At 58.2% G+C, this 20,424-nt stretch carries 21 protein-coding genes; 18 read left to right on the forward strand and 3 right to left on the reverse strand.

Annotated features, from left to right (window positions below):
* The first annotated feature begins 66 nt into the window (after positions 1-66).
* Genes VQ830_RS18625 through VQ830_RS18650 form a run of 6 tightly spaced genes read left to right on the forward strand, consistent with a single transcriptional unit; the run spans position 67 to position 5,375 of the window.
* Positions 67-1,101 carry an ABC transporter substrate-binding protein gene (locus tag VQ830_RS18625; RefSeq protein WP_337269656.1) on the forward strand — a complete coding sequence of 345 codons (1,035 nt, stop codon included), beginning with the start codon at positions 67-69 and terminating at the stop codon, positions 1,099-1,101.
* Positions 1,098-2,537 carry a dihydropyrimidinase gene (hydA, locus tag VQ830_RS18630; protein WP_337269657.1) on the forward strand — a complete coding sequence of 480 codons (1,440 nt, stop codon included), beginning with the start codon at positions 1,098-1,100 and terminating at the stop codon, positions 2,535-2,537. Before VQ830_RS18625 ends, hydA begins: the two co-directional genes overlap by 4 nt.
* Positions 2,528-3,289, forward strand: a complete 762-nt coding sequence (locus VQ830_RS18635; protein WP_337269658.1) for an SDR family oxidoreductase — start codon at positions 2,528-2,530, stop codon at positions 3,287-3,289. The genes hydA and VQ830_RS18635 overlap by 10 nt, the downstream gene beginning before the upstream one ends.
* Before the next feature lie 36 nt (positions 3,290-3,325).
* Positions 3,326-3,766: a GlcG/HbpS family heme-binding protein gene (locus tag VQ830_RS18640; protein WP_337269659.1), complete on the forward strand. Its 441-nt coding sequence runs from the start codon at positions 3,326-3,328 to the stop codon at positions 3,764-3,766.
* A complete protein-coding gene (locus VQ830_RS18645) occupies positions 3,763-4,599 on the forward strand; it encodes an ABC transporter ATP-binding protein (protein ID WP_337269660.1) in 837 nt (278 codons plus the stop codon). Before VQ830_RS18640 ends, VQ830_RS18645 begins: the two co-directional genes overlap by 4 nt.
* On the forward strand, positions 4,599-5,375 hold the full coding sequence (locus VQ830_RS18650; RefSeq protein ID WP_337269661.1) for an ABC transporter permease: 777 nt from the start codon (positions 4,599-4,601) through the stop codon (positions 5,373-5,375). The genes VQ830_RS18645 and VQ830_RS18650 overlap by 1 nt, the downstream gene beginning before the upstream one ends.
* Positions 5,376-5,613: 238 nt before the next feature.
* On the opposite strand, the gene VQ830_RS18655 is transcribed toward VQ830_RS18650, so the two are convergent.
* Positions 5,614-6,519, reverse strand: a complete 906-nt coding sequence (locus VQ830_RS18655) for a LysR family transcriptional regulator (protein ID WP_337269662.1) — start codon at positions 6,517-6,519, stop codon at positions 5,614-5,616.
* Positions 6,520-6,619: 100 nt separating this feature from the next.
* On the opposite strand from VQ830_RS18655, the gene VQ830_RS18660 reads away from it, so the two are divergent.
* Together VQ830_RS18660 and VQ830_RS18665 are read left to right on the forward strand one after the other, a co-directional pair.
* A complete protein-coding gene (locus tag VQ830_RS18660) occupies positions 6,620-6,781 on the forward strand; it encodes a hypothetical protein (RefSeq protein ID WP_337269663.1) in 162 nt (53 codons plus the stop codon).
* 16 nt (positions 6,782-6,797) lie between these two features.
* Positions 6,798-7,844, forward strand: coding sequence for an aldo/keto reductase (locus tag VQ830_RS18665; protein WP_337269664.1), 1,047 nt, complete (start codon positions 6,798-6,800; stop codon positions 7,842-7,844).
* 201 nt (positions 7,845-8,045) lie between these two features.
* Here the strand turns inward: VQ830_RS18665 and VQ830_RS18670 are convergent, their stop codons facing one another.
* Together VQ830_RS18670 and VQ830_RS18675 are read right to left on the reverse strand one after the other, a co-directional pair.
* A complete protein-coding gene (locus VQ830_RS18670) occupies positions 8,046-9,260 on the reverse strand; it encodes a GGDEF domain-containing protein (protein ID WP_337269665.1) in 1,215 nt (404 codons plus the stop codon).
* A gap of 803 nt (positions 9,261-10,063) precedes the next feature.
* Positions 10,064-10,939 (reverse strand): LysR family transcriptional regulator, encoded by an 876-nt coding sequence (locus VQ830_RS18675; RefSeq protein WP_337269721.1) that lies wholly within the window; start codon positions 10,937-10,939, stop codon positions 10,064-10,066.
* A gap of 182 nt (positions 10,940-11,121) precedes the next feature.
* Between VQ830_RS18675 and argH the strand changes: the two genes are divergently transcribed.
* The 10 genes from argH to VQ830_RS18725 all read left to right on the forward strand — a co-directional run bounded on the left by argH (position 11,122) and on the right by VQ830_RS18725 (position 20,338).
* Complete coding sequence (gene argH / locus VQ830_RS18680) at positions 11,122-12,582, forward strand: argininosuccinate lyase (RefSeq protein ID WP_337269666.1); 1,461 nt, start codon at positions 11,122-11,124, stop codon at positions 12,580-12,582.
* Positions 12,579-13,415, forward strand: coding sequence for an amino acid ABC transporter permease (locus tag VQ830_RS18685; RefSeq protein WP_337269667.1), 837 nt, complete (start codon positions 12,579-12,581; stop codon positions 13,413-13,415). Before argH ends, VQ830_RS18685 begins: the two co-directional genes overlap by 4 nt.
* A gap of 7 nt (positions 13,416-13,422) precedes the next feature.
* Positions 13,423-14,193: an amino acid ABC transporter ATP-binding protein gene (locus tag VQ830_RS18690; protein ID WP_337269668.1), complete on the forward strand. Its 771-nt coding sequence runs from the start codon at positions 13,423-13,425 to the stop codon at positions 14,191-14,193.
* 79 nt (positions 14,194-14,272) lie between these two features.
* Entirely contained in the window at positions 14,273-15,100 is an 828-nt protein-coding gene (locus tag VQ830_RS18695) for an ABC transporter substrate-binding protein (RefSeq protein ID WP_337269669.1), read from the forward strand.
* Positions 15,101-15,243: 143 nt separating this feature from the next.
* Positions 15,244-16,122: a polysaccharide deacetylase family protein gene (locus VQ830_RS18700; RefSeq protein ID WP_337269670.1), complete on the forward strand. Its 879-nt coding sequence runs from the start codon at positions 15,244-15,246 to the stop codon at positions 16,120-16,122.
* A 21-nt stretch (positions 16,123-16,143) separates the two neighbouring features.
* Positions 16,144-17,202: an agmatinase gene (gene speB / locus VQ830_RS18705; RefSeq protein WP_337269671.1), complete on the forward strand. Its 1,059-nt coding sequence runs from the start codon at positions 16,144-16,146 to the stop codon at positions 17,200-17,202.
* A gap of 298 nt (positions 17,203-17,500) precedes the next feature.
* Positions 17,501-17,797 (forward strand): GNAT family N-acetyltransferase, encoded by a 297-nt coding sequence (locus VQ830_RS18710; RefSeq protein WP_438618234.1) that lies wholly within the window; start codon positions 17,501-17,503, stop codon positions 17,795-17,797.
* A gap of 104 nt (positions 17,798-17,901) precedes the next feature.
* Positions 17,902-18,288, forward strand: a complete 387-nt coding sequence (locus tag VQ830_RS18715) for a hypothetical protein (protein WP_337269672.1) — start codon at positions 17,902-17,904, stop codon at positions 18,286-18,288.
* Positions 18,289-18,777: 489 nt separating this feature from the next.
* Positions 18,778-19,092, forward strand: a complete 315-nt coding sequence (locus VQ830_RS18720) for a helix-turn-helix domain-containing protein (protein WP_337269673.1) — start codon at positions 18,778-18,780, stop codon at positions 19,090-19,092.
* On the forward strand, positions 19,073-20,338 hold the full coding sequence (locus VQ830_RS18725) for a type II toxin-antitoxin system HipA family toxin (protein ID WP_337269674.1): 1,266 nt from the start codon (positions 19,073-19,075) through the stop codon (positions 20,336-20,338). The genes VQ830_RS18720 and VQ830_RS18725 overlap by 20 nt, the downstream gene beginning before the upstream one ends.
* The last annotated feature ends 86 nt before the right edge of the window (positions 20,339-20,424 follow it).

Raw genomic sequence — 20,424 nt, forward strand, 5'->3', positions numbered from 1 at the left:
GTTTGTCAGATTGGCATGTCCCTTGCAAAACCTTCTTCGAGGCTTCAGCAACATGAAGGGACTGAAATGTTCGACTTGCAAACTTCCAGACGGACCATCCTGCGGGCAGCGCTCGCCGCTCCTTTCGTTCTGACAACAGAGCGTAGCTTTGCATCCGAGCCGGTAAAGTTCTCCTTTGCCGTGCCTTTTGATGGCTCGATCGCGATGTATCTTCTGGCTGCTCAGAACGGTTGGTACAAGGAAGCTGGCCTCGACTGCCAGTTTGATACCAGCGGTGGTTCGGGCGAGGCAGCATCCCGCACAGGCTCGGGTGTCTATGACGGCGGCACCGTCGACATCAACAACCTCGCGGAGTTCAACTCGAAGAATCCGAGCGCAGAGGTTCGCGCCGCCTATATGCTCTACTTCAAGAGCCCGCTTTCGGTCGTCACCCTTACGAAGTCCGGTATTTCCAAGCCAGCGGACCTCGAGGGCCGCACCATCGGGGCTGCGGCAGCGGATGGTGCTTACCGCTTGTTCTCGACCTACGCTAAGACGACATCGATTGATGGGTCGAAAATTAAGTGGAATATGGTTGGTCTCCAGCTGCGCGAAGCCGTCCTCGCCAACGGCAGCGCCGATGCCATTCTCGGCTTCGACTCGACAGTTTATTTTGGCCTTCAAAAGGCCGGGGTCGCGCCTGCGGACATCAAAATCCTGTACTATTCTGATGCTGGCCTTGATCTTTACGGCAACGCCATCGTCTTATCGAAGAAGTTCCGTACCGAACGTCCAGACGTCGCCAAGTCATTTATCGCTGTGAGTGCGCGCGGTTATCAGGCCGCAATTGCAGATCCGAAGGCAGCGATCGCAGCGTTGAAGGCGCATTCGCCGCTGATCAACGCCGAACTGGAAGAGCAGAAGCTTCGCTGGCTGATCAAGAACCAGTTCACCACTGAAGAGACGAAAAAGAATGGCATGGGTGGGATCGATTCCGCACGCCTTTCGAAGTCAATGGAAGCTGTGGCTGCCGGCTTTGGCCTGCCCTCCATGCCGAAGGTGGAAGATCTGTTCGATCCGTCATTCTTACCTCCTGCTAAGGTCAGGAAGCTGCCGGCATGACGTTTGAATTGGTAATCCGCGGCGGTACGATCGTGACGGCCTCGGATGTGACGAAAGCGGATCTTGGCGTGCGAGACGGTCGCATTGTCGCGATTGCGGACCGGATTGCGGGTGGCGACCGGATTATCGATGCTGCCGGGCGGCTTGTACTGCCTGGCGGCATCGATGCACATTGCCATCTTGACCAGCCGCAGGCCCCTGGTCTAGCGGCAAAGGGTGCCAAGATGGCTGATGGGTTCCGTTCCGGCAGCATAAGTGCAGCATTCGGGGGAACGACAACAATCGTACCCTTCTGTGTCCAGCATCGCGGCGAATCCGTGACTGCCGCCGTTGCAGATTATCACCGAAGAGCAGAAGGCCAGTCCGTAACGGATTACGCCTTCCATTTGATCATCAGTGATCCGACCCCGGGAGTGCTCGGTCAGGAACTGCCGGCGCTGATCCGCAATGGCCATACCAGCCTCAAGGTCTACATGACCTATGATGCGATGCAGCTGAGCGACCGGCAGCTTCTCGACGTCTTCGAGACGGCGCGACAGGAAAGAGCAGTCATGCTGATCCACGCCGAGAACCACGAAATGATCGGGTGGCTTGCGGATCGTCTGGAAATGCAGGGCAGGACGAAGCCCGCCTCGCATGCCGCCTCGCGGCCGCTGTCCGTCGAGCGAGAAGCGACGCACCGTGCCGTCACGCTTGCCGAGATCGCAGGCGTCCCTCTTGTCATCGTCCATGTGTCGGGCGGTGAACCACTTGAAGAAATCCGGCGCGCCCGCGCACGCGGCCATGTTGTGATCGCCGAAACTTGCCCGCAATATCTGCTCCTAACGGAGGCCGATCTGGAAATGCCGGATTTGCTGGGCGCGAAGGCGATGTGCAGTCCCCCGCCGCGTGACACAGCGGCGCAGGCCGCTCTCTGGCGGGGGATCGAGGATGGCACGATCGATATATTCAATTCGGATCATGCGCCTTACCGTTTCGATAGCGAAGGCAAACTAAAGGCCGGCCCTGCCGCATCGTTCCGCGCGATTGCCAATGGCATACCGGGACTGGAGACACGAATGCCCATCCTCTTCAGCGAGGGTGTGGTTAAAGGCCGTATCGATTTGTCCCGCTTCGTGGCCTTGACCGCAACTAACAATGCCAAGCTTTACGGTCTTCATCCGCGAAAGGGAACGATTGCGGTAGGGACCGATGCGGACCTTGCGATCTGGGATCCTGAAAAGCGCGTGAAAATCACCAACGCGATGCTTCATCACAATGTTGATTACACGCCATTTGAAGGGCTTGAGGTGCAAGGCTGGCCCCAGACCGTGATCAGCCGCGGGGAGGTGATCATGGAGAACGATGAACTCAGAGCTATCCCCGGACGCGGGCAGTTCCTGACGCAGCAGACATCATCTGCCTGGAAGGCAAGGGAGATTTCTGCATGGATTTGAACATCAATGGCAAGCGCGCGCTGGTGCTCGGCGGCAACCGTGGTATGGGCCTTGCAATAGCCAAGGCGCTGGCCGCTGAAGGTGTCTTGGTTCTGCTGGCTGCCCGTGACAGACAGGTGCTGGCGGCCGCCGCCGCAGAGGTGGGAGCGGCAGGATCCTATCCGGTTGATTTCTCGGACACCGGAGGTCTTGATGCTTTTGCGGCTGAGGCGGGCGATGTTGATATTCTGATCAACAATACCGGTGGGCCGCCCTACGGGGGTGTCATCGGCCGCGAGGCTGCCGACTGGGAGGAGAGCTTTCGGTCAATGTCGCTCTCCGTTATCCGCCTGACCGACCTCTTTCTTCCGGCCATGCGCAGAAAAGGCTGGGGTCGCATCGTGACTGTGGTCAGTACCGGTACAGTTCAGCCAATTCCTGTTCTCGGCATATCCAACACAATACGAGCTGGCCTGATCGCCTGGTCGAAGTCCCTTGCACCCGAGGTTGCTATGGACGGTGTGACAGTTAATGTTCTCATGCCCGGACGTGTTGCGACCGAGCGCGTCGCTATGACCGATGCGGCGACGGCAGAGCGAGAGAACGTCCCGGTGGAAGACATCCGCCAACGGTCTTTCTCGCAGATTCCTGTGGGTCGATATGCAATGCCCGAAGAAATTGCGGCAGTCGCTGCCTTCCTTTGTGGCAGCCCAGCATCCTATGTGACCGGCAGCGTTTACCGGGTTGACGGAGGATATGTGCGCCATGTTTGAGCCAGCCTTGGTAATACCTGTTACGGAATACGAACGATGACGATGACGTTGACGAGATCAACCGTAAAGCTCACACACAAGGGCGCCTCTTTTGTTCTTGCAGCAGCCGTTGAAGCTGCCGAAGCGATGGGCGTGCCGCAATGCATCGCCGTTGTCGACGAAGGCTGCAATCTCATGGCCTTCATTCGTATGGACGGCTCACGTGTCCTCTCGATCGAGAGTGCCACTCGTAAAGCCATGACGGCTGCCACGACCGGTCACCCGACAGGCAACATCTCAGCCGACAAGGCAATGCTGCTTGCCGAGGCTACCTCTGGGAAAATGACCAATCTGCTCGGTGGCGTGCCGCTCATGGTCAATGGCCAGATCGTCGGCGGGATCGGCGTTGGGTCTGGGACGGGAGAACAAGATCTTGATATCGCCAGGGCGGCGGTGGCGGCGTTCGAGCAGCAGACCAGACAGGGACAGGTGACATGACGACAGCAGTCACGGCGCCTGAGCAGGCAACGGCTAGGATTGCACAGCTTGAGAATGTTCAGGTGCGCTTTGGCAAGGGGCAAGATACCTTCCTGGCCCTCGACCGGACAAATTTAACAGTTCGGCCGGGTGACTTCGTTGCCATGGTGGGGCCATCTGGCTGCGGAAAATCGACTATCCTGAAACTCGTAGCGGGCCTCCTTAGACCTACAGAAGGCGTCGTATTTGTCGCCGGGCGGGAAGTCGGAGCGGAGCAGGTGGGGATCGGTATGGCATTCCAGAATCCGACCATGCTTCCCTGGTTGACGATCCGACAGAACATCATGTTGCCGTTGAAGATCGTCAAACCCTATTCTGACACCTTTAGCCGTGACAAGAATTCGGTGTTTCGGGAGCGGGCCGATGCCCTTCTGGCGAAGGTAGGGCTCGCTGGCTTTGGTGATCGCCGTCCTTGGGAATTGTCGGGCGGCATGCTGCAGCGGGCCAACCTCTGCCGCGCGCTCATACACTCCCCGAAGCTGTTGATGCTTGATGAGCCATTCGGCGCGCTCGACCAGTTTACGCGGGAAGAATTGTGGGCCATCCTTCAGGATCTTTGGATGGATCACAAGCCGACCGTCTTTCTCGTGACCCATGACCTGCGCGAGGCGGCGTTCCTTGCAAGCCGCATTCTCGTGATGAGCGCCCGCCCCGGACGCGTGACCGAGGATCGCGTGGTCCACTTTGCACGACCACGGACGCTTGAGACCACATTCGAGCACGAATTCACGGATCTGACCAACGATTTGCGGCGACTAATTTTTGCGGCTCGCCAAGAAGTGGGGAAGCCCTGATGCTGTCGCCTCATGTCAAGGAAAACCTGAAATCCGTCTCGCTCATCGTGCTTGTCTTCATCGCCTGGGAATTCTCATGCGTGATCTTCAAGATCAGCCCCATTGTGCTGCCGCGTCCGAGCGTCGTGTTCACAACGCTTATCGTCCAGATGCCGGCTCTCTGGCCAAACATCTTGCAGACGCTTGCCACCACTATGGTGGGATTTTTGCTCGGGACGATTGTCGGCGTTGCACTCGGCGTATTGGTCGGCGTGTCGCGGACCGCTTACAAAACGGCCTATCCTCTTCTCGTGGGCTTCTCGTCGATCCCGAAGGTTGCGGTCGTTCCGATTTTTGTCTTGTGGTTTGGGTCAGGGACGGTTCCAGCCATTCTTACTGCCCTTACAACCTGTGTTTTCCCAATTGTCGTGAACGTGGCCACCGGTCTTGCAACAACCGAGCCTGAGATGGAGGACGTCTTGAAAGCGCTGGGCGCCACCCGCATGCAGGTTCTTTGGAACGTCAGTCTTCCGCGTGCCATGCCCTACTTCTTTGCCTCGCTGAAAGTGGCTGTGACGCTTGCATTTGTTGGCACGGTTCTGTCCGAAACAGTGGCGTCGAACTTGGGGATCGGCACGGTCATGATGATGGCGACGTCGAGCTTCGATGTACCGCTTGCCTTTGCCGGCCTCTTCGCTCTCGCCTTTCTTGGTATTGCCCTTTACTCGGTCTTCGCCGTCATCGAGCAGCGAGTGTGCGGCTGGGCAAACCGGAGGCAGGAGCTTGCTGTAAATTGAGTCGGTACAACGCACTGAAGCAAAAGGTTACGAAGTGGCTGCGGGCCGCAAGGCGGTCGCAAAAGCAAGGCCTCCAGGTGGTGTAATCGCGTCGACAGAGAATGCGGATCCTATGGAAATTGACTTGACCCCGGCCTTAGAAAGCGGGTCATGAAGATTCATATTTCATACGTGACATCTGCGGCGAGGCCTTCGCCGGCATCTGATGTGCCGGCTTATCTGCAGCGAACGCCGGTTTTCAGGAAATCCGGCCGCGCTCCCCCAAAAAATCGAGCAGCGCCCGTATGCGCGAGGGAAGCGGTCCGCCTTGGCCGAGATGGATGGCGTGGAAGGTTTCGCGATCACCGGCGTTTAGCTGTTCCAGCACTGGTACAAGACGCCCGGCGGCAATATCCTCGCGAACCGTAAATTCGGCGAGACGCGCCAAGCCAATACCGTTCAGTACCAATCGGCGCAGCCCCTCGCCGTCACTGGCTTGGACCCGTCCCACCGAGGGAACAGTGATCGTTTCGGCTCCCTTCTTCATCGGCCAGCCATCCACCGAGCGGACATATCCGAGGCCCAGTCGATTATGCCCTTCCAGATCCTCCAATGTTCGGGGCTTGCCGAAGCGAGAAAGGTAGGAAGGCGAGGCGACGACGACCATCGCCGTGTCTCCCAGCTTACGCGCGACGAGAGTGGAGCTTTTGAGCGGACCGGCACGCACTGCCACATCGGCCCGCTCCGCTAGCAAATCGACGACTGTATCGGTTTGCACGAGATCGAGCGTCACGCTTGGATAGCGATCCAGAAACTCCGGCAGGATCGGGGCCAGAACGTGAAAGGCGTAAGAGGCGCTGGTGTTGAGCCGAATACGTCCGGTCGGCTGCTCCCCAATCCCAGCGCTTTGTTCTGCTTCTGCGATATCTGACAGAATGCGTGTCGCACGTTCATAGAATGCACATCCTTCCGGCGTGATTTGGAACGCTCTTGTAGAGCGATTGATCAGCCGTGCGCCGAGCCGTGCTTCGAGGCGGCTGACAAGCTTGCTCACGGCGGACGGCGTCATGCGGCAAGCGCGTGCAGCCGCCGAAAACCCACCCCTTTCAACGACACAAACGAATACCTCCATTTCGCCGCTACGATTGATTTCGGATCGAGCCATTTGTCTTTCAGTTCATAAATGATGTGACGCATGGGAGACTATATCATCAAAGGTGCCAGGTTTATGTCTTGTTTCGTACTTCAATGTTGCGAGACGGATCGTGGCGTTGGCGCTCCGTCTCCTGGCGACGGAAGCCTCCGCATTCGATAGCGTGCTCGATTTGATTGGCTTCTGCTTGCTCAGCACATTCATCCGTGATGCCGGCAATACGGCGATGGGCAACGCTCAGCGCTCTGCTCGTTTGCAACCCTTCAGCTTCTGATCGAAAGGATCATACAATGGACTATCGTTTTCTCGGTCGATCAGGTCTCAAGGTTCCCGTGTTAAGCTTTGGCGCCGGCACCTTCGGCGGAACCGGACCTCTCTTTGGCGCATGGGGAACCACGGATATTCAAGAGGCGCGCCTGCTGATTGACATCTGTCTAGAGGCCGGCGTCACACTTTTCGATACTGCCGATGTCTACTCCAACGGCGCATCTGAGGAAGTGCTCGGCGCGGCCATCAAGGGGCGGCGCGACAGCGTACTTATTTCCACCAAGACGAGCCTTCCTACGGGGGATGGTCCGAATGAGGCTGGCTCGTCGCGATTCCGCCTGATCAGGTCTGTGGAGGTAGCGTTGAAACGGCTGGGAACGGATTATATCGACCTTCTGCAACTACATGCCTTCGATGCCCATACGCCGATGGAGGAGGTTCTCTCCACGCTTGATGCTCTCTTGCGAGATGGAAAGGTCCGCTATGTCGGCGTATCAAACTTCTCCGGCTGGCAGATCATGAAGGCGTTGGCAATCGCTGACTGGTATGGTTGGCCTCGCTATGTCGCCAATCAGGTCTATTATTCGCTGATCGGCCGAGATTATGAATGGGATCTCATGCCGCTTGGCGCCGACCAGGGGCTTGGTGCCCTGATCTGGTCACCGCTCGGCTGGGGCCGTCTCACCGGCAAGATCAGACGTGGCACGCCCCTTCCTGAAGGCAGTCGGTTGCACAATACGGCGAGCTACGGCCCGCCCGTCGAAGACGAACATCTGTTTCGTGTTGTCGATGCGTTAGAAGCTGTTGCAGCCGACATGGGCAAGACGGTCCCACAAGTGGCGCTTAACTGGCTGACATCGCGGCCGACGGTCTCCTCGGTAATAATCGGCGCGCGTAACGAGGAACAGCTTCGCCAGAACCTTGGTGCAATCGGCTGGACGCTGTCGCCGGAACAGATCGCGAAGCTGGATGAGGCCAGCGCCGTTACCCCGCCATATCCTCATTTTCCCTATTACCGTCAGGAGGGGTTCGCGCGGATCAATCCACCGGTTGCAGGATCGCAATATTAAGGGGGCCAGCATCGGGGCTACATTTTCAAGTGGCAGCAAGACCGACACCCGAAAGACATGGGAGGACTTGCGTCCATGCCTGCAGCCTGAAGGCAAGCTCTCCACTAAATTGGATGATCAGCGCGACGAGTTCTTTGACCATTCACAGGTCGCGCGTTCTTATTTTTTCAAGGCGCTCTCGTCTAAAAGCGCAACATCGAATCAGGACACTCCTGTCGCCACTACCCGCAACTGATGATGCAAGGGATTGGCTGAGGGGTACTGCAGCAATTCGCTTGGCCGTGCCGTCTCAATGCGATTCCGCCCAAGTGCTTTCGCGCGGTACAACGCGCCATCGGCGCTTGCAAGCATCTCTGCCAGGTCGTGGCAGTCTGGTGTCGCAAGGCCGATACTGACAGTGGCATGGGTTTCCAAGCCCTCTGCCCGAGCGGCTGCTTCGGCAAACCGGCTTGCGATCGCAGAGCCACGACTGAGAGCTTGGGAATGGTTGCAGCGTGGCAGAAGCGCAGCGAATTCCTCACCGCCAAGCCGGGCAACAAGTGCGCCCGGCCCCGCTTCCTCGCGGGCTGCTTCGGCGAACAGCTGCAAAACCTTATCTCCGGTCGGATGTCCATGACGATCGTTGATCGCCTTGAAGTGGTCGAGGTCGAAGGCGAGAAGTGAGACTGGGTCGCCATGCCGCTCTTGGAGCATCCGCAACGCCTGCTCAAAAAAGGCGTGACGGTTTGCAAGTCCGGTCAACTGATCGGTTTGTGACATGCGGAGCAGGTGGAGCTTTTCCTCTTCGCGAATGATCATCAGGAAGGACATCGGCATAGCTACCGAGTACAAGACGGCCTCGTACATCGTCGCCTTCGCGACGATGGTGATAATATCTTGTCCGTACCGCTCAACGAGAACAGGGGCAATGAAAGCACGGCCAAAGTAGAATAGACCATGGACGGCCGAGATCGATACTGCGATCGGGCGTGAGCGCAATCGCTGGACCGTGCGGCTGCGCAGAAGTATCCATGCTGTCAGGCTACAGGTCACCGCGATGGGGATAGACGAGACGTAGTTCCAGAAGGCGGCCGGGAAGTGCGTGCCAGCAATTCCCCAGGCGATTGCTATGAAGCTCAGCGCTGCAACGGACGACCAGAGATACCGGTTCCCGTCGAGGCCGGCGATGGCATTAAGGACCAGAAGGTAGCCCAACATCATTAGGAGGTTGATCGCCCCCATGCCGAGTGCGACCGGAAAGTAGGCGCGGTTCATTGCAAGCACGCAGCCGAGAATAAATGCGAATAGTGCCGAGGCCAGAACACCGAGCACGCCTGCGCGACCTGGATGAGCCTGCCTTTCCCAAAGGAGAAGCGACGCTGACACCAGGAGCGTTCCGACGGTTAAATACCAAAGGGTTTGTAAATCGATCTGCATTGCTTTGCCTGCCTTACATCAAAGCCTACAGGGTGGTCTTTATAAGTTCCTTCATGTTGCCTTTAATATTGCCGATATGGTTTGCGTAGCGTTAAGAGTGCTGTCGAGTGCCGGCACTAAAGCTAAGGGTGCGGCAATAATGGGCAGGGCATGTGCAGCGATCGCGAAGACTATGGTGCGAAGCAGGCGGCGCAGAAGACTCGTGGATGGTCCGATCCGCATTTGCCGCCGTCATACTGCTAGCGTTTGCCAAGCCGGGAACGGACAAGATATCCTGCTAGCGTTCCGCGCGTTTTCGGTGCTCTCCAACGCGCTTGCATCCAGCTCTGTCCGAATAGCCGCTTGTTCTTGGGATCCGCGCCGATGAAGACGATCTCCTGCTGTCAGTCATCCATTGGAACAGAAGCTAAATGACAAGCCGACCGACCCTGGGCCCGCTATACGGGGCGATAGCCGCTCACTACAAAATCGCTGGAGCGAGTCCAAAACTTAGAAAGGTCAACATCACCTGCTATTTGAACCGTGAGGTTATGATCGTATTTTTTGACGTGCCACCCACGACGGCAATTCATGCTGATGACCGGCTTGTCGAACCGCGCCAACCAAATGAAATGCTCAAAGTTGAGGAAGTAGCTGTCGCTCCGTAAACGAGAAGCGTAGGCAGTTTCAGGTGGTTAGAGGGTCAATTCGAACGCCGAAGGTTCAAACTTCATCAAGAGCAGTTTATTGGTCCATTATGCCAGTGATTTTTCCGAGCAGCACCAAGCGTTACAAGAGTTTTTCAGCCTCAGGCAGATGACGTGCTAACAGTCGCTTACGGCCATTGCCTCGTTTCGAATCCACTTCTGGAACAGGGCTATGGTTTGGCTCGTCGGCAAGTTGCTGGGCCGCGTAAACCAATAGCCGTAGTCGCTCCGATAACCAAGACCTGATGGGTTGATGAGTTTTCCCGCCGCAAGATCATCGACGATAAGCCCTCGCGGAATGAGCGCCATGCCCTGCCCGGCGAGTGCAGCGCGTATCACCATCGTGTAATAGCCGAAAAGGGTCGTATGGCGAGCCTTCAAGGTAGGTTCACCATGGGAGGCAGCAAGGAAGCGCCAGTGAAACGGTGTTTGCGGGTGCTCCAGCATAACCCCTGTCGCCGCAGCAGAAATTGTCTCTGGCTCTCCGTGTTTTTGCCAGTAGAATGGTGCGCTGACAAGGCGGATGTCACGGCCAAAGAGATAGTCACCTTCCTCACCATTAGGCGGTTCGACGACGAAACGGGCCATCCCATCCGGCACCTCAGTTTGCGTCTTCGATACGAAGGTGGTGAACTGGACCTCGATCTCTGGATGGGCCTCGGTGAACCGTGCGAAACGCGGCAGAAGCCACCGGTCGCCAAAGATCGGGGGCACTTGGAGGCGCAGCACGCGCGGGCCCGGTTTCAGCCGCGCTACCTTCAGCGCCGCATCCTCCATCGCCTTGATCGCCGTACGCGCATGCTCGATGTAGATTGCACCGAGTTCGGTCGGCACCATGCCGTTCGGGGTTCGCAGGAAGGCCGGTCCGCCGATCAGATCCTCCAATCCCAGCAACTGCTTGCTGACGGCACTCTGCGACAATGAAACCGGCTCGGCCGCAGCACTTGTGGATCCTCGTTCGGCAACAGCCAGCAGGACCTGTAGCGCCGTCATCGACGGAAATTGTTTGCGACCCGACACTTCAAACCCACGCGGAACATTAGTCCAATCCAGATTAAGGGTGAGGCAGTGCCATGCCTAGTCGTTTTTGTCATAGCCCAAGTCATTTTCTTCGTTTGCTGCAAATGCGGCCACGTGAAATCCTTGCCTCAATTTACAACAATAAGGGAACACATATGTCGGAGCCGACACAGCTCTGGGGTGGACGTTTTAAGTCCGGCCCATCCGAAGCGCTTGCCAATCTTTCCCGCGCGCACCCTTCCTATTTCCGCCTGTACCGTGAAGATCTGGCCGGTTCCCGCGCTCATGCGTCCGAACTGAAGCGTGCCGGCGTGCTGGATGAGGCGGAATTCGCCACGATCCGCGAAGCTCTTAACCGGATTGAGGCCGATATCGCGGAAAAGCGAGAACACCCGATCGCCTCCGACGAGGATATTCATACTTTCGTCGAACGCCTGCTGATGCAGCGTCTCGGCACGCTGGGCGGCAAGCTGCGCGCCGGCCGATCGCGCAACGACCAGACGTCGAACAATACCCGCCTCTACCTGCGCCGCATGGCCCGCGAACTCTCCAGCGGCATCATCGAGGTGGAGAAGGCGCTCGTCGCGCAATCCGCCAAGCATGTCGAGACGGTTATGCCGGGCTTCACCCATCTCCAGCCAGCGCAACCGATCGTGCTCGGCCATCACCTGATGGCGCATGCCCAGAGCCTGCTGCGTGATCTGGAGCGCTTCGAGGAATTCGATCGCCGCTTCGCCCGCTCGCCGCTAGGTGCCGCAGCACTTGCAGGCTCCGGAATTGCATGTCGTCCTGATCTTTCCGCGGTCGAACTTGGTTATTCGGCGGCCTGCGAAAACTCGATCGACGCTGTTTCTGCCCGCGACCATGTCGCCGAATTCCTGTTCATCTGCTCGCTTGCGACGGTCAGCCTGTCGAGGCTTGCAGAGGAAATCTGCATCTGGGCTTCCAAACAATTCAGCTGGGTAAAGCTGCATGACAGCTATTCGACCGGCTCCTCCATCATGCCGCAGAAGAAGAACCCGGACATAGCCGAACTGACGCGCGGCATGACCGGCACGCTGATCGGCAATGTCACCGGCTTTCTGGCTACGATGAAGGCGATGCCGCTTGCCTACAACCGCGATCTCGCCGAAGACAAGCGGGTGCTGTTCGAGAGCATCGACGTGCTCGAACTGATCCTGCCGGCATTCGCCGGCATGGTCGAGACGCTGGAATTCGATGTCGCCAAGTTGCGCGAAGAGGCGCCTAAGGGCTTCACGCTTGCAACAGAAGTGGCCGACTGGTTGGTATCCGAGGGCGTGCCTTTCGCACAGGCGCATGAAATCACCGGCGCGGTCGTACGCTACTGCGAAGAGCATGGCCACGATCTGGCCGGACTCCGCGCCGAAGATCTGCGGAAGATCGACGACCGCCTGAGGCCCGGCGTACTCGATGCAATCACCCTCGAAGGCGCGCTAGCAAGTCGCACCGGCTATGGCTCGACCTCGCCAGCCCGCGTGCGCGAGCAGATCGAACGCTTCAACGCCGCCCTTGAAGACAAGGCGCGTTTTGCTTCGTTCGAGATGCTGCCGCCAAGTGCCGCGTCTTCTTCTGAACCGTCTAGAGGTATCCGATGAGCATGGCCGAAACTTCGCCCACGACGTTCGAACAGAAATACGAGATCGCTCACCTAAAACTCGTGCCGAAGCGGCATGTCGGCCGCACCGTCGCGGCCGGCATCGTCATCCTGCTGCTTGCCGCCCTCATTCGCGCCTTCAGCGTCGGCCAGATCGAGTGGTCCTATGTGAGGGACTTCCTGTTCGCGCCGGTGATTCTTGAAGGCCTCGTCAATACGCTGGTCATGACGGTCGCCGCCATCATGCGCATTTCGGGCAACCCCGTCCTGTCATGGATCGCGATCGGCTATGTCTGGCTCTTCCGCGGCGCGCCGGCTCTGCTGCAGCTGATGATCTGGTTCAATCTGGCGCTGATCTTCCCGACGCTCGGCGTTCCGGGCCTGTTTGAATTCCGCACCGTTGACGTTATGACGCCCTTCGTGGCCGCCATGCTCGGCCTCGGCATCCAGCAGGGCGCCTATACGTCCGAAGTGGTGCGAAGCGGCCTCCTGTCGGTCGATTCCGGTCAGTATGAAGCTGCCCGCACGATCGGCATGACGCAGATGAAGATGCTGCGCCGGATCGTGCTGCCGCAGGCCATGCGCGTCATGGTGCCGCCAGTCGGCAATGAGGTGATCGGCATGGTCAAGCTCACCTCGCTTGCCAGCGTCATCCAGTTTTCAGAGATCCTGCACAATGCGCAGGTCATCTACTATGCCAACACCCGCGTTCTCGAACTTCTGCTGGTGGCAAGCTTCTGGTATCTCGTCGTGGTGTCCGTTCTGTCCGTCCTCCAGCAACGCATCGAGCGCTATTATGGCCGTGGATCGAAATCCATCAGAGCATCGATGTGAGGTGGACATGACAAAGGATATTCTGGTCAAGGCGATCGGTGTTGGTAAGAACTTCGACGCGTTTAGGGCGCTAGACAAGGTTTCGATGGAAGTGAAGCGTGGCGAAGTCGCCTGCATCATAGGCCCGTCGGGTTCAGGCAAGAGCACGTTCCTGCGCTGCATCAACCTTCTGGAGCGGATGGACGAAGGTGCCATCTGGGTCAATGACGAGCTGATGGGCTATCGTCGCGATGGCAATAACCTGCATGAACTGAGCGACAAGGAAATATCCAGCCAGCGGCGCCACATCGGCATGGTGTTCCAGCGCTTCAACCTCTTCCCCCATCTGACGGCGGTCGAGAACGTGATGGAGGGCCCTATCCAGGTTCTCGGCCAGCCGGCAGCCAAGGCGCGCGAGGAGGCGGTGGCGCTTCTCGCTCGCGTCGGTCTCGGGGACAAGTCCAACCACTACCCATCCGAGCTTTCCGGCGGCCAGCAGCAGCGTGTGGCGATCGCCCGTGCCATGGGCATGCAGCCTGATCTCATCCTGTTCGATGAGCCGACTTCGGCACTCGATCCGGAACTGGTGTCGGAAGTGCTCGACGTGATGAAGGATCTAGCGGCCTCGGGCATGACCATGATCGTCGTTACCCACGAACTCGGCTTTGCCCGCAACGTCGCCAATACCGTTACCTTCATGGAGGCGGGCAAGGTGGTAGAGACCGGGCTGGCCTCGGAAGTGCTGAGCGCGCCGAAGAGCGCGCGCACGGCCGAATTTATCAAGGCCGTCCACGTTTGATTAGACTGGCGGGCGTAAACGCCGGGAAGCAAAGCAAAAGCAGACAGCAATCCAGCCAAACTAAGAAGAGGGAACTTTCATGAAGACTGCTCTTATTGCCCTGGCGGCAATTCTGGCCGCGACCGCCGTAGGCGCCGAAGGCCTGCCGGAGCGCATCAGGTCCGCCGGCAAGGTCGTCGTCGCCAACACGCCGAACTACCCACCAATGGAATACAAGGATCCGGCGACCAACACGCTGATGGGCTTCGACATCGATATAGGCTTGGCGCTTGCCAAGCAGCTCGGCACCACGGTCGACTGGACCGACATCGGTTTTGAGCAGATGGTCCCCTCCGTCACCACCGGCCGCGTTGATCTCATCCATTCGGGCATGAGCGATCTTGAGAAACGTCGCGAGACGCTCGATTTCGTCGACTACATGAAGTCTGGCGCCCAGTTCTACACGGTCGCCGCCCGCAAGGACGAGCTGAAGACCGAAACCGATCTCTGCGGCAAGTCCGTCGGCATGAGCCGCCGTACGTCCTTCCCCGATGAAACGGCAAAGTGGAGCGCCGCCAACTGCGAAGCCAAGGGGCTGCCGGCCATTAAGGTCGTCGGCACCCAAGGTTCTGCCGACGCCCGCACCCAGCTGAAGCAGGGCCGCGTCGATGCCGCTGTGCAGGGATCGGAAACGGTTCCCTACCTGATGAACCTGGAAAGGGACGCCTATGTGGCGATCGGCAAGCCTTATACCGCCGTCTACCAAGGCATCGGCTTCGCCAAGAAGGATACCGAACTGCGTGACGCCTATATCGCTGCAATGAAGGCGATCATGGCGAGCGGCGAATACAAGACGATCCTCGCAAAGTGGAACCTCGAGGCAGCAGCGCTCGACGGCATCTACGTCAACGCCGAAGCCGTGAAGTAAGCCAGCCATTCGGCACGACGGGTGCATGCCCCATGCCGGACCGGCCGGGGCAGGTTGGCGGACCAGACCCGTCACCGCATTAGGAAACGGGCCACCGAATAGTATGGCGCGTCTCCAACCACACCATCACTGGGGTGTCTTTCATGGCCCATGACGTTTCTCCCCGCCCACTCAATCCAGCCCCCGCGACGCCGCCGATGATCTGGCCGAATGGCGCGAAAAGTGCGCTCTTCATCGGCTTCGACGTCGATGCCGAGACCGCCTGGATCGGCAACAACCCTTCCAATGTCGAACGCATGGTGACGACCTCCCATGGCGGCTACGATGCCCGCGTCGGCATTGCGAAGATCGTCGAACTGATGGACGAGCTTTCTCTGCCGGCAACCTTCTTCATTCCCGGCTGGACGGCGCTGGCGCACTCGGCGCAATGCGAAGCGATCCTGAAGGCGGGCCATGAGATTGGCCATCACGGTTATATCCACAAATGCCCCGACCGCGAGAAGCTCGACGAAGCATTTGAGGAGATCGACCGCGGCTATGAGGCACTGCGACAGGCTCTCGGCGTGAGACCTGTTGGCTACCGCGCGCCCTCGGGCGAGAATTTCCCGGAGCTACTTGCCTATCTTGCGAAATCCGGCATGCGCTATTCCAGCTGCTTCCGCGATGATATCCTGCCCTATCGCCACGCTGAGCACGGCGGTGAGCGGGGGCTGATCGAGATCCCAGTCAACTTTGCCTTCGATGACTGGAATTTCGGCATGACCAGTCGCACAAGTTCGCGGCCGATCTTCGGCCGGGAAACGGTGTTGCAGATGTGGATCGACGAATTCGAGGCAACCCATGCCTGGGGCGGCATCACCACGCTGGTCCTGCATCCCCAGGTTTCCGGTCGACCGATGCGCTGGCACCTGCTTTGCGACTTCCTGAGATACGTGCAGGCGAAATCTGATGTGTGGATCGCCATGGGCGAAGAGATCGCCGACCATTTCGAAGCGTTGGAAACGGCGCGTGCCCATCCTTAAGATATTGAGGGAGAGACGGACATGACTTTCGACAAGAACAAGCTGGAAGAGTTGCGGGCGCGATATGGCGAAGGCCATGGGGGCACCATCCACGATCCGGAATTTCGTGCTATCGCTGATCGTATCTTCTCGGCGAGCGGCACGCGCGCAGCACCCTATGCGGGCGTCTCGACATTCCTCGACGCGCCACTGGTTGCAGTCGATGCCGAAAATCCTGATTTTGGCGGCCTGCAGGTAGCGCTGATTGGCGTGCCAATGGATCTCGGCGTCACCAACCGTCCCGGCTCCCGCTTCGGACCGCGGGCGGTGCGGACCATCGAGCGCGTCGGCCCCTATAACCACGTGCTGAAGACCGCGCCGACATTCGAGATGAAGGTCGCGGATATCGGCGACGTAGCGTTCCGTAGCCGTTACCGGCTGGAAATGTGTCACGAAGACATCGAGAAGCGCCTGAACCAGGTGGTCGACGCCGGCGTCATTCCGCTTTCCGTTGGCGGCGACCATTCGGTCACCCATCCGATCCTGAAGGCTGTCGGGCGTGACCAGCCGGTCGGCATGATCCATATCGATGCACATTGTGATACCGGCGGCGCCTATGACCTGACCAAGTTCCACCATGGCGGCCCGTTCCGCAACGCTGTCCTCGATGGGGTGCTGGACCCGACGCGGGTGATCCAGATCGGCATTCGCGGTGCGGCCGAATATCTATGGGAGTTCTCCTTCGAGAGCGGCATGACAGTGATTCATGCCGAGGAGATCGGCAAGATGGGCATCGAGGCGGTAATCGCCAAGGCCCGCGAAGTCGTCGGCAACGGGCCGACCTACCTTTCTTTTGACATCGACAGCCTCGATCCTGCCTTTGCGCCAGGCACTGGCACACCGGAAATCGGCGGCCTGACCAGTCGACAGGCATTGGACATCCTTCATGGGCTGAAAGGCCTGAACTTCATCGGCGGCGATGTCGTGGAGGTCGCGCCGCAATATGATGCGACCACCAACACCGCGCATGCCGGAGCTCAAATGCTGTTCGAGATCCTCAGCCTGATCCGCTTCAGCCCGGCGATATCGACAGGAAGCTAAAATGCTCCATCCCGACAATCTCGTGGGCAGGTGTGAAGGTGGCACGATGCTAGCCATCTGGAGCACTGGAGATGCTTGAGCAGCAATACCAAGGATGGCGCTTGATAGGGAGTGAAGACAGTGACAGTGGATTTTCGATTGCTGAGGGCAGAAGATCCCGCATTGGAAGCCGTCGCAATGCTTATGGAGGAAATGCAGCGACACAATAATGTGTCGTGCCCGTCGAGAGCTGAAATTATAGCCGGATTGAGGAGAGGGCCGCCAAACGCCGAAATCATGGTGGCAGTAGAACAGGATGATGCCTGCATTTTCCGCCTTCAGCGCGATTTATCCGGGACCCAGTCTTCAGGCAGGAATCTTTCTGAAAGAGCTGTATGTGAAGCAGACTTGTCCCAGCGGTGGAATTGGCAAGGCTTTAATACGGGAGCTTGCCATCATCGCTAGAGAAAGAAATCTAGCCCACATCGATTGGACCGCCGAGGCAAACGATCAGCGTCTCCTGCGATTCTACGATCTTCTTGGTGCAACACGTAAACCTGAGAAGCTATTCTATCGACTGGATGGCAAAGCGCTCCTCTCATTGAGCCCCAGGTAGCCACGTTTTGAGCCTCCACTAACTGCTAGAGCGTTTCACTACTTTATGGAGTCGTGGCTGGCGCGGCTGATGGTTCGTTCTCCTTCATTGAGGATCGATCGGGCATGGTGCGTGCTGAGCGGCGAGGGGATAAGGTTGGTGATCAAGGGCGGATCGGTGGATCTGCATCCGGGATCCGCGCCCGCTCGTTTCGTGCCGACTGTCCCACGCAAGCGAGCGGCCGCTTCGAAACTGCGCGGCGGGAACGAACAGGAGCGGTAGAAGGAAGGATCGCGCCGGACTTCCACCTGATCATGGTGACGTTGAACGGCAGCGCTTTGCGTCACGCATCCCGCACCGACGACGGTTTCCGCCATGGTGGCCATGACGCCACGGGAATGACATGTTTCCTGCCTGCAGGTTGTCACCGACAGCTTTCGCTTCGTGACGGCGCCTGGGATTGGGGTGCTATCGCCATGGATCCGGCAGCGGCAAGCCCGAAGCTTAGCTAAAGGGGTGAGAACTAGATGGGGTGGTTGTCGTCTTCTCCATCCTGTGGCTTAAAACCACATCATATAGGCCTATTGCCATGCCGTGAGGGGAGGACGGCAACCGCCCCATCTTGCTCTAACCCAAAATGATTAGGCTGATCAGATATGGGCGGACATGCCCCAGCACCCTCTTTGAGGATGTTGGCGCAATCCGCACATCGCAGAACTCCGAAACTTTTCGTTGAAAATGGCGTGATGAAGATCGTGTTTGGGCATGCTCATTCCATTTCTCTTCAGCGCCAATGCCAAGGGCGAGCGGAAATAGGCGGCGGCCTTTAACGAAGCATCTCTTGTGGAGTGCTTCGCGCCGTCGTCCTCAAACGTCATAAATGATATATAAACGGATCATAACGAAAAAATTGATCCGTAAATGCGTCTTTCGTTTTGACTGGAAGGGATGATTATGTTAGCTGAGCCACCAGCCCAAAGGAAACCGGACGGGGAGTGACGATGGCACGCGCTCAGTTAGATGCACTGTTGGATATCGGGCAACTGCTGAAGGCTACGCGCAAGGTCAAGCGGTTGACCCAGGGGCAGGTCGCCGACATGGCGGGGATATCGCGTCCCCGCTATCGAGAAATCGAGGCAGGAAGCAGTTCCGCACGAACGACGACCCTGATCAACATCGCTCGTGCTCTTGGGCTCGAGCTGATGCTCATCCCACAGGCGATGGTGCCGGCCGTCGATGCTTTGCTGCGACCACAAGACGATCTTGATGATCTTCCGGCATTCGTTGCAAATCCAGATGGTGATCGTAGTGACTGAGGCTTTTCCCAATCCGAGATCAGTCTCATCGCTCGACGTGCTGCTGAACGACGTGAAGGTCGGCACGATCGTAAGGACGCCCGGAGATTTCAACGCGTTCAGCTTCGAGGATAGCTATCGCGCGACAGGTGGAGTTCCCATCGTGAGCCTGTCTTTTCGTGCAGCCAGTGGGGGCTTGCGCAAGGACCCGAAGCCTGTTGCCAGAGCCTTGCCGACGTTCTTCGCCAATCTTCTTCCAGAGGACAAATTGCGCGAGGCGATGGAAAAGCACCACGCAGGAAGTGTTCGCGCCGGTAATGATTTCGACCTGCTCGTCGCGCTCGGTTGGGACCTGCCAGGTGCGATCCGCGTCGTGCCGAGCGACCGGACGGTTGATCACCTCGAAGATGTACCCGTTTTCAAACCGAAAGCACGGTTTTCGCTTGCCGGCGTGCAGATGAAGCTCTCGGTCATCAAGAACACGGGGAAAGGCGGCGGCCTGACCCTGCCGCTTGGTGATGAGCAGGGTTCGTATATCGCCAAGTTTCCTTCCACCACATTTCCCGGCGTCTCGGAGAACGAGTATGCCAATCTTGCTTTGGCAGAAGCGATCGGAATGGAGGTGCCGGAACGCGAACTTGTCGAGCAATCGGAGTTCGAAGGAATTCCAAAAGAGTTCGAGACGCTGTCAGACGGAAAAGTTCTGCTCGTCAAACGTTTCGATCGTGGCGCAAACGGCGAGCGGATCCATGTCGAGGATTTCGCGCAGGTATTCGGCGTCTATTCTTCGCGGAAATACGAGGGCGCCGCCTATCATGATATCGCGGCAGCCTTGAACGTTGCCGTGTCGTCCGCCGCCGCTCTAGAGTTTGTCCGCCGATTGGCTCTGGCTGCCTTGACGGGCAATGGCGACATGCACCTGAAAAATTGGTCATTGATCTATCGAGGTGTCGGCGACAAACCGGATCTCGCGCCTATCTATGACGTGCTCTCGACGATCCCGTACATCCCGTCGGACGCTATGGCTCTGTCGCTCGGCGGCGAGCGTCCTTTCAAGGCATTGAATGCACAGCGATGGAAAGCCTTCGCCAATCGCGCACGATTGCCGGAAGCCGCGGTTTTGAGGGTGGTGGTCGAAACGGTTGAGCGCGTAAATGATCGCTGGTGGTCGCTACCGGAACGCGATGTCGTTCCGGCAAAGGTTCTCGAGCGCACGGATGCACATGTCAGGCTGATGACACCGATCCTCTGCACATGTGCAAACTGAGCGCCCGGTGGCGCAGTGAAAAAAAACGCTGTACCAAACATTTAGGTTGGGGGCATGCATAATGAGTGATCTACCTGGTTTGAATC

The sequence above is a fragment of the Oryzifoliimicrobium ureilyticum genome, assembly GCF_037199735.1.
Lineage (GTDB): Bacteria > Pseudomonadota > Alphaproteobacteria > Rhizobiales > Rhizobiaceae > Rhizobium > Rhizobium ureilyticus.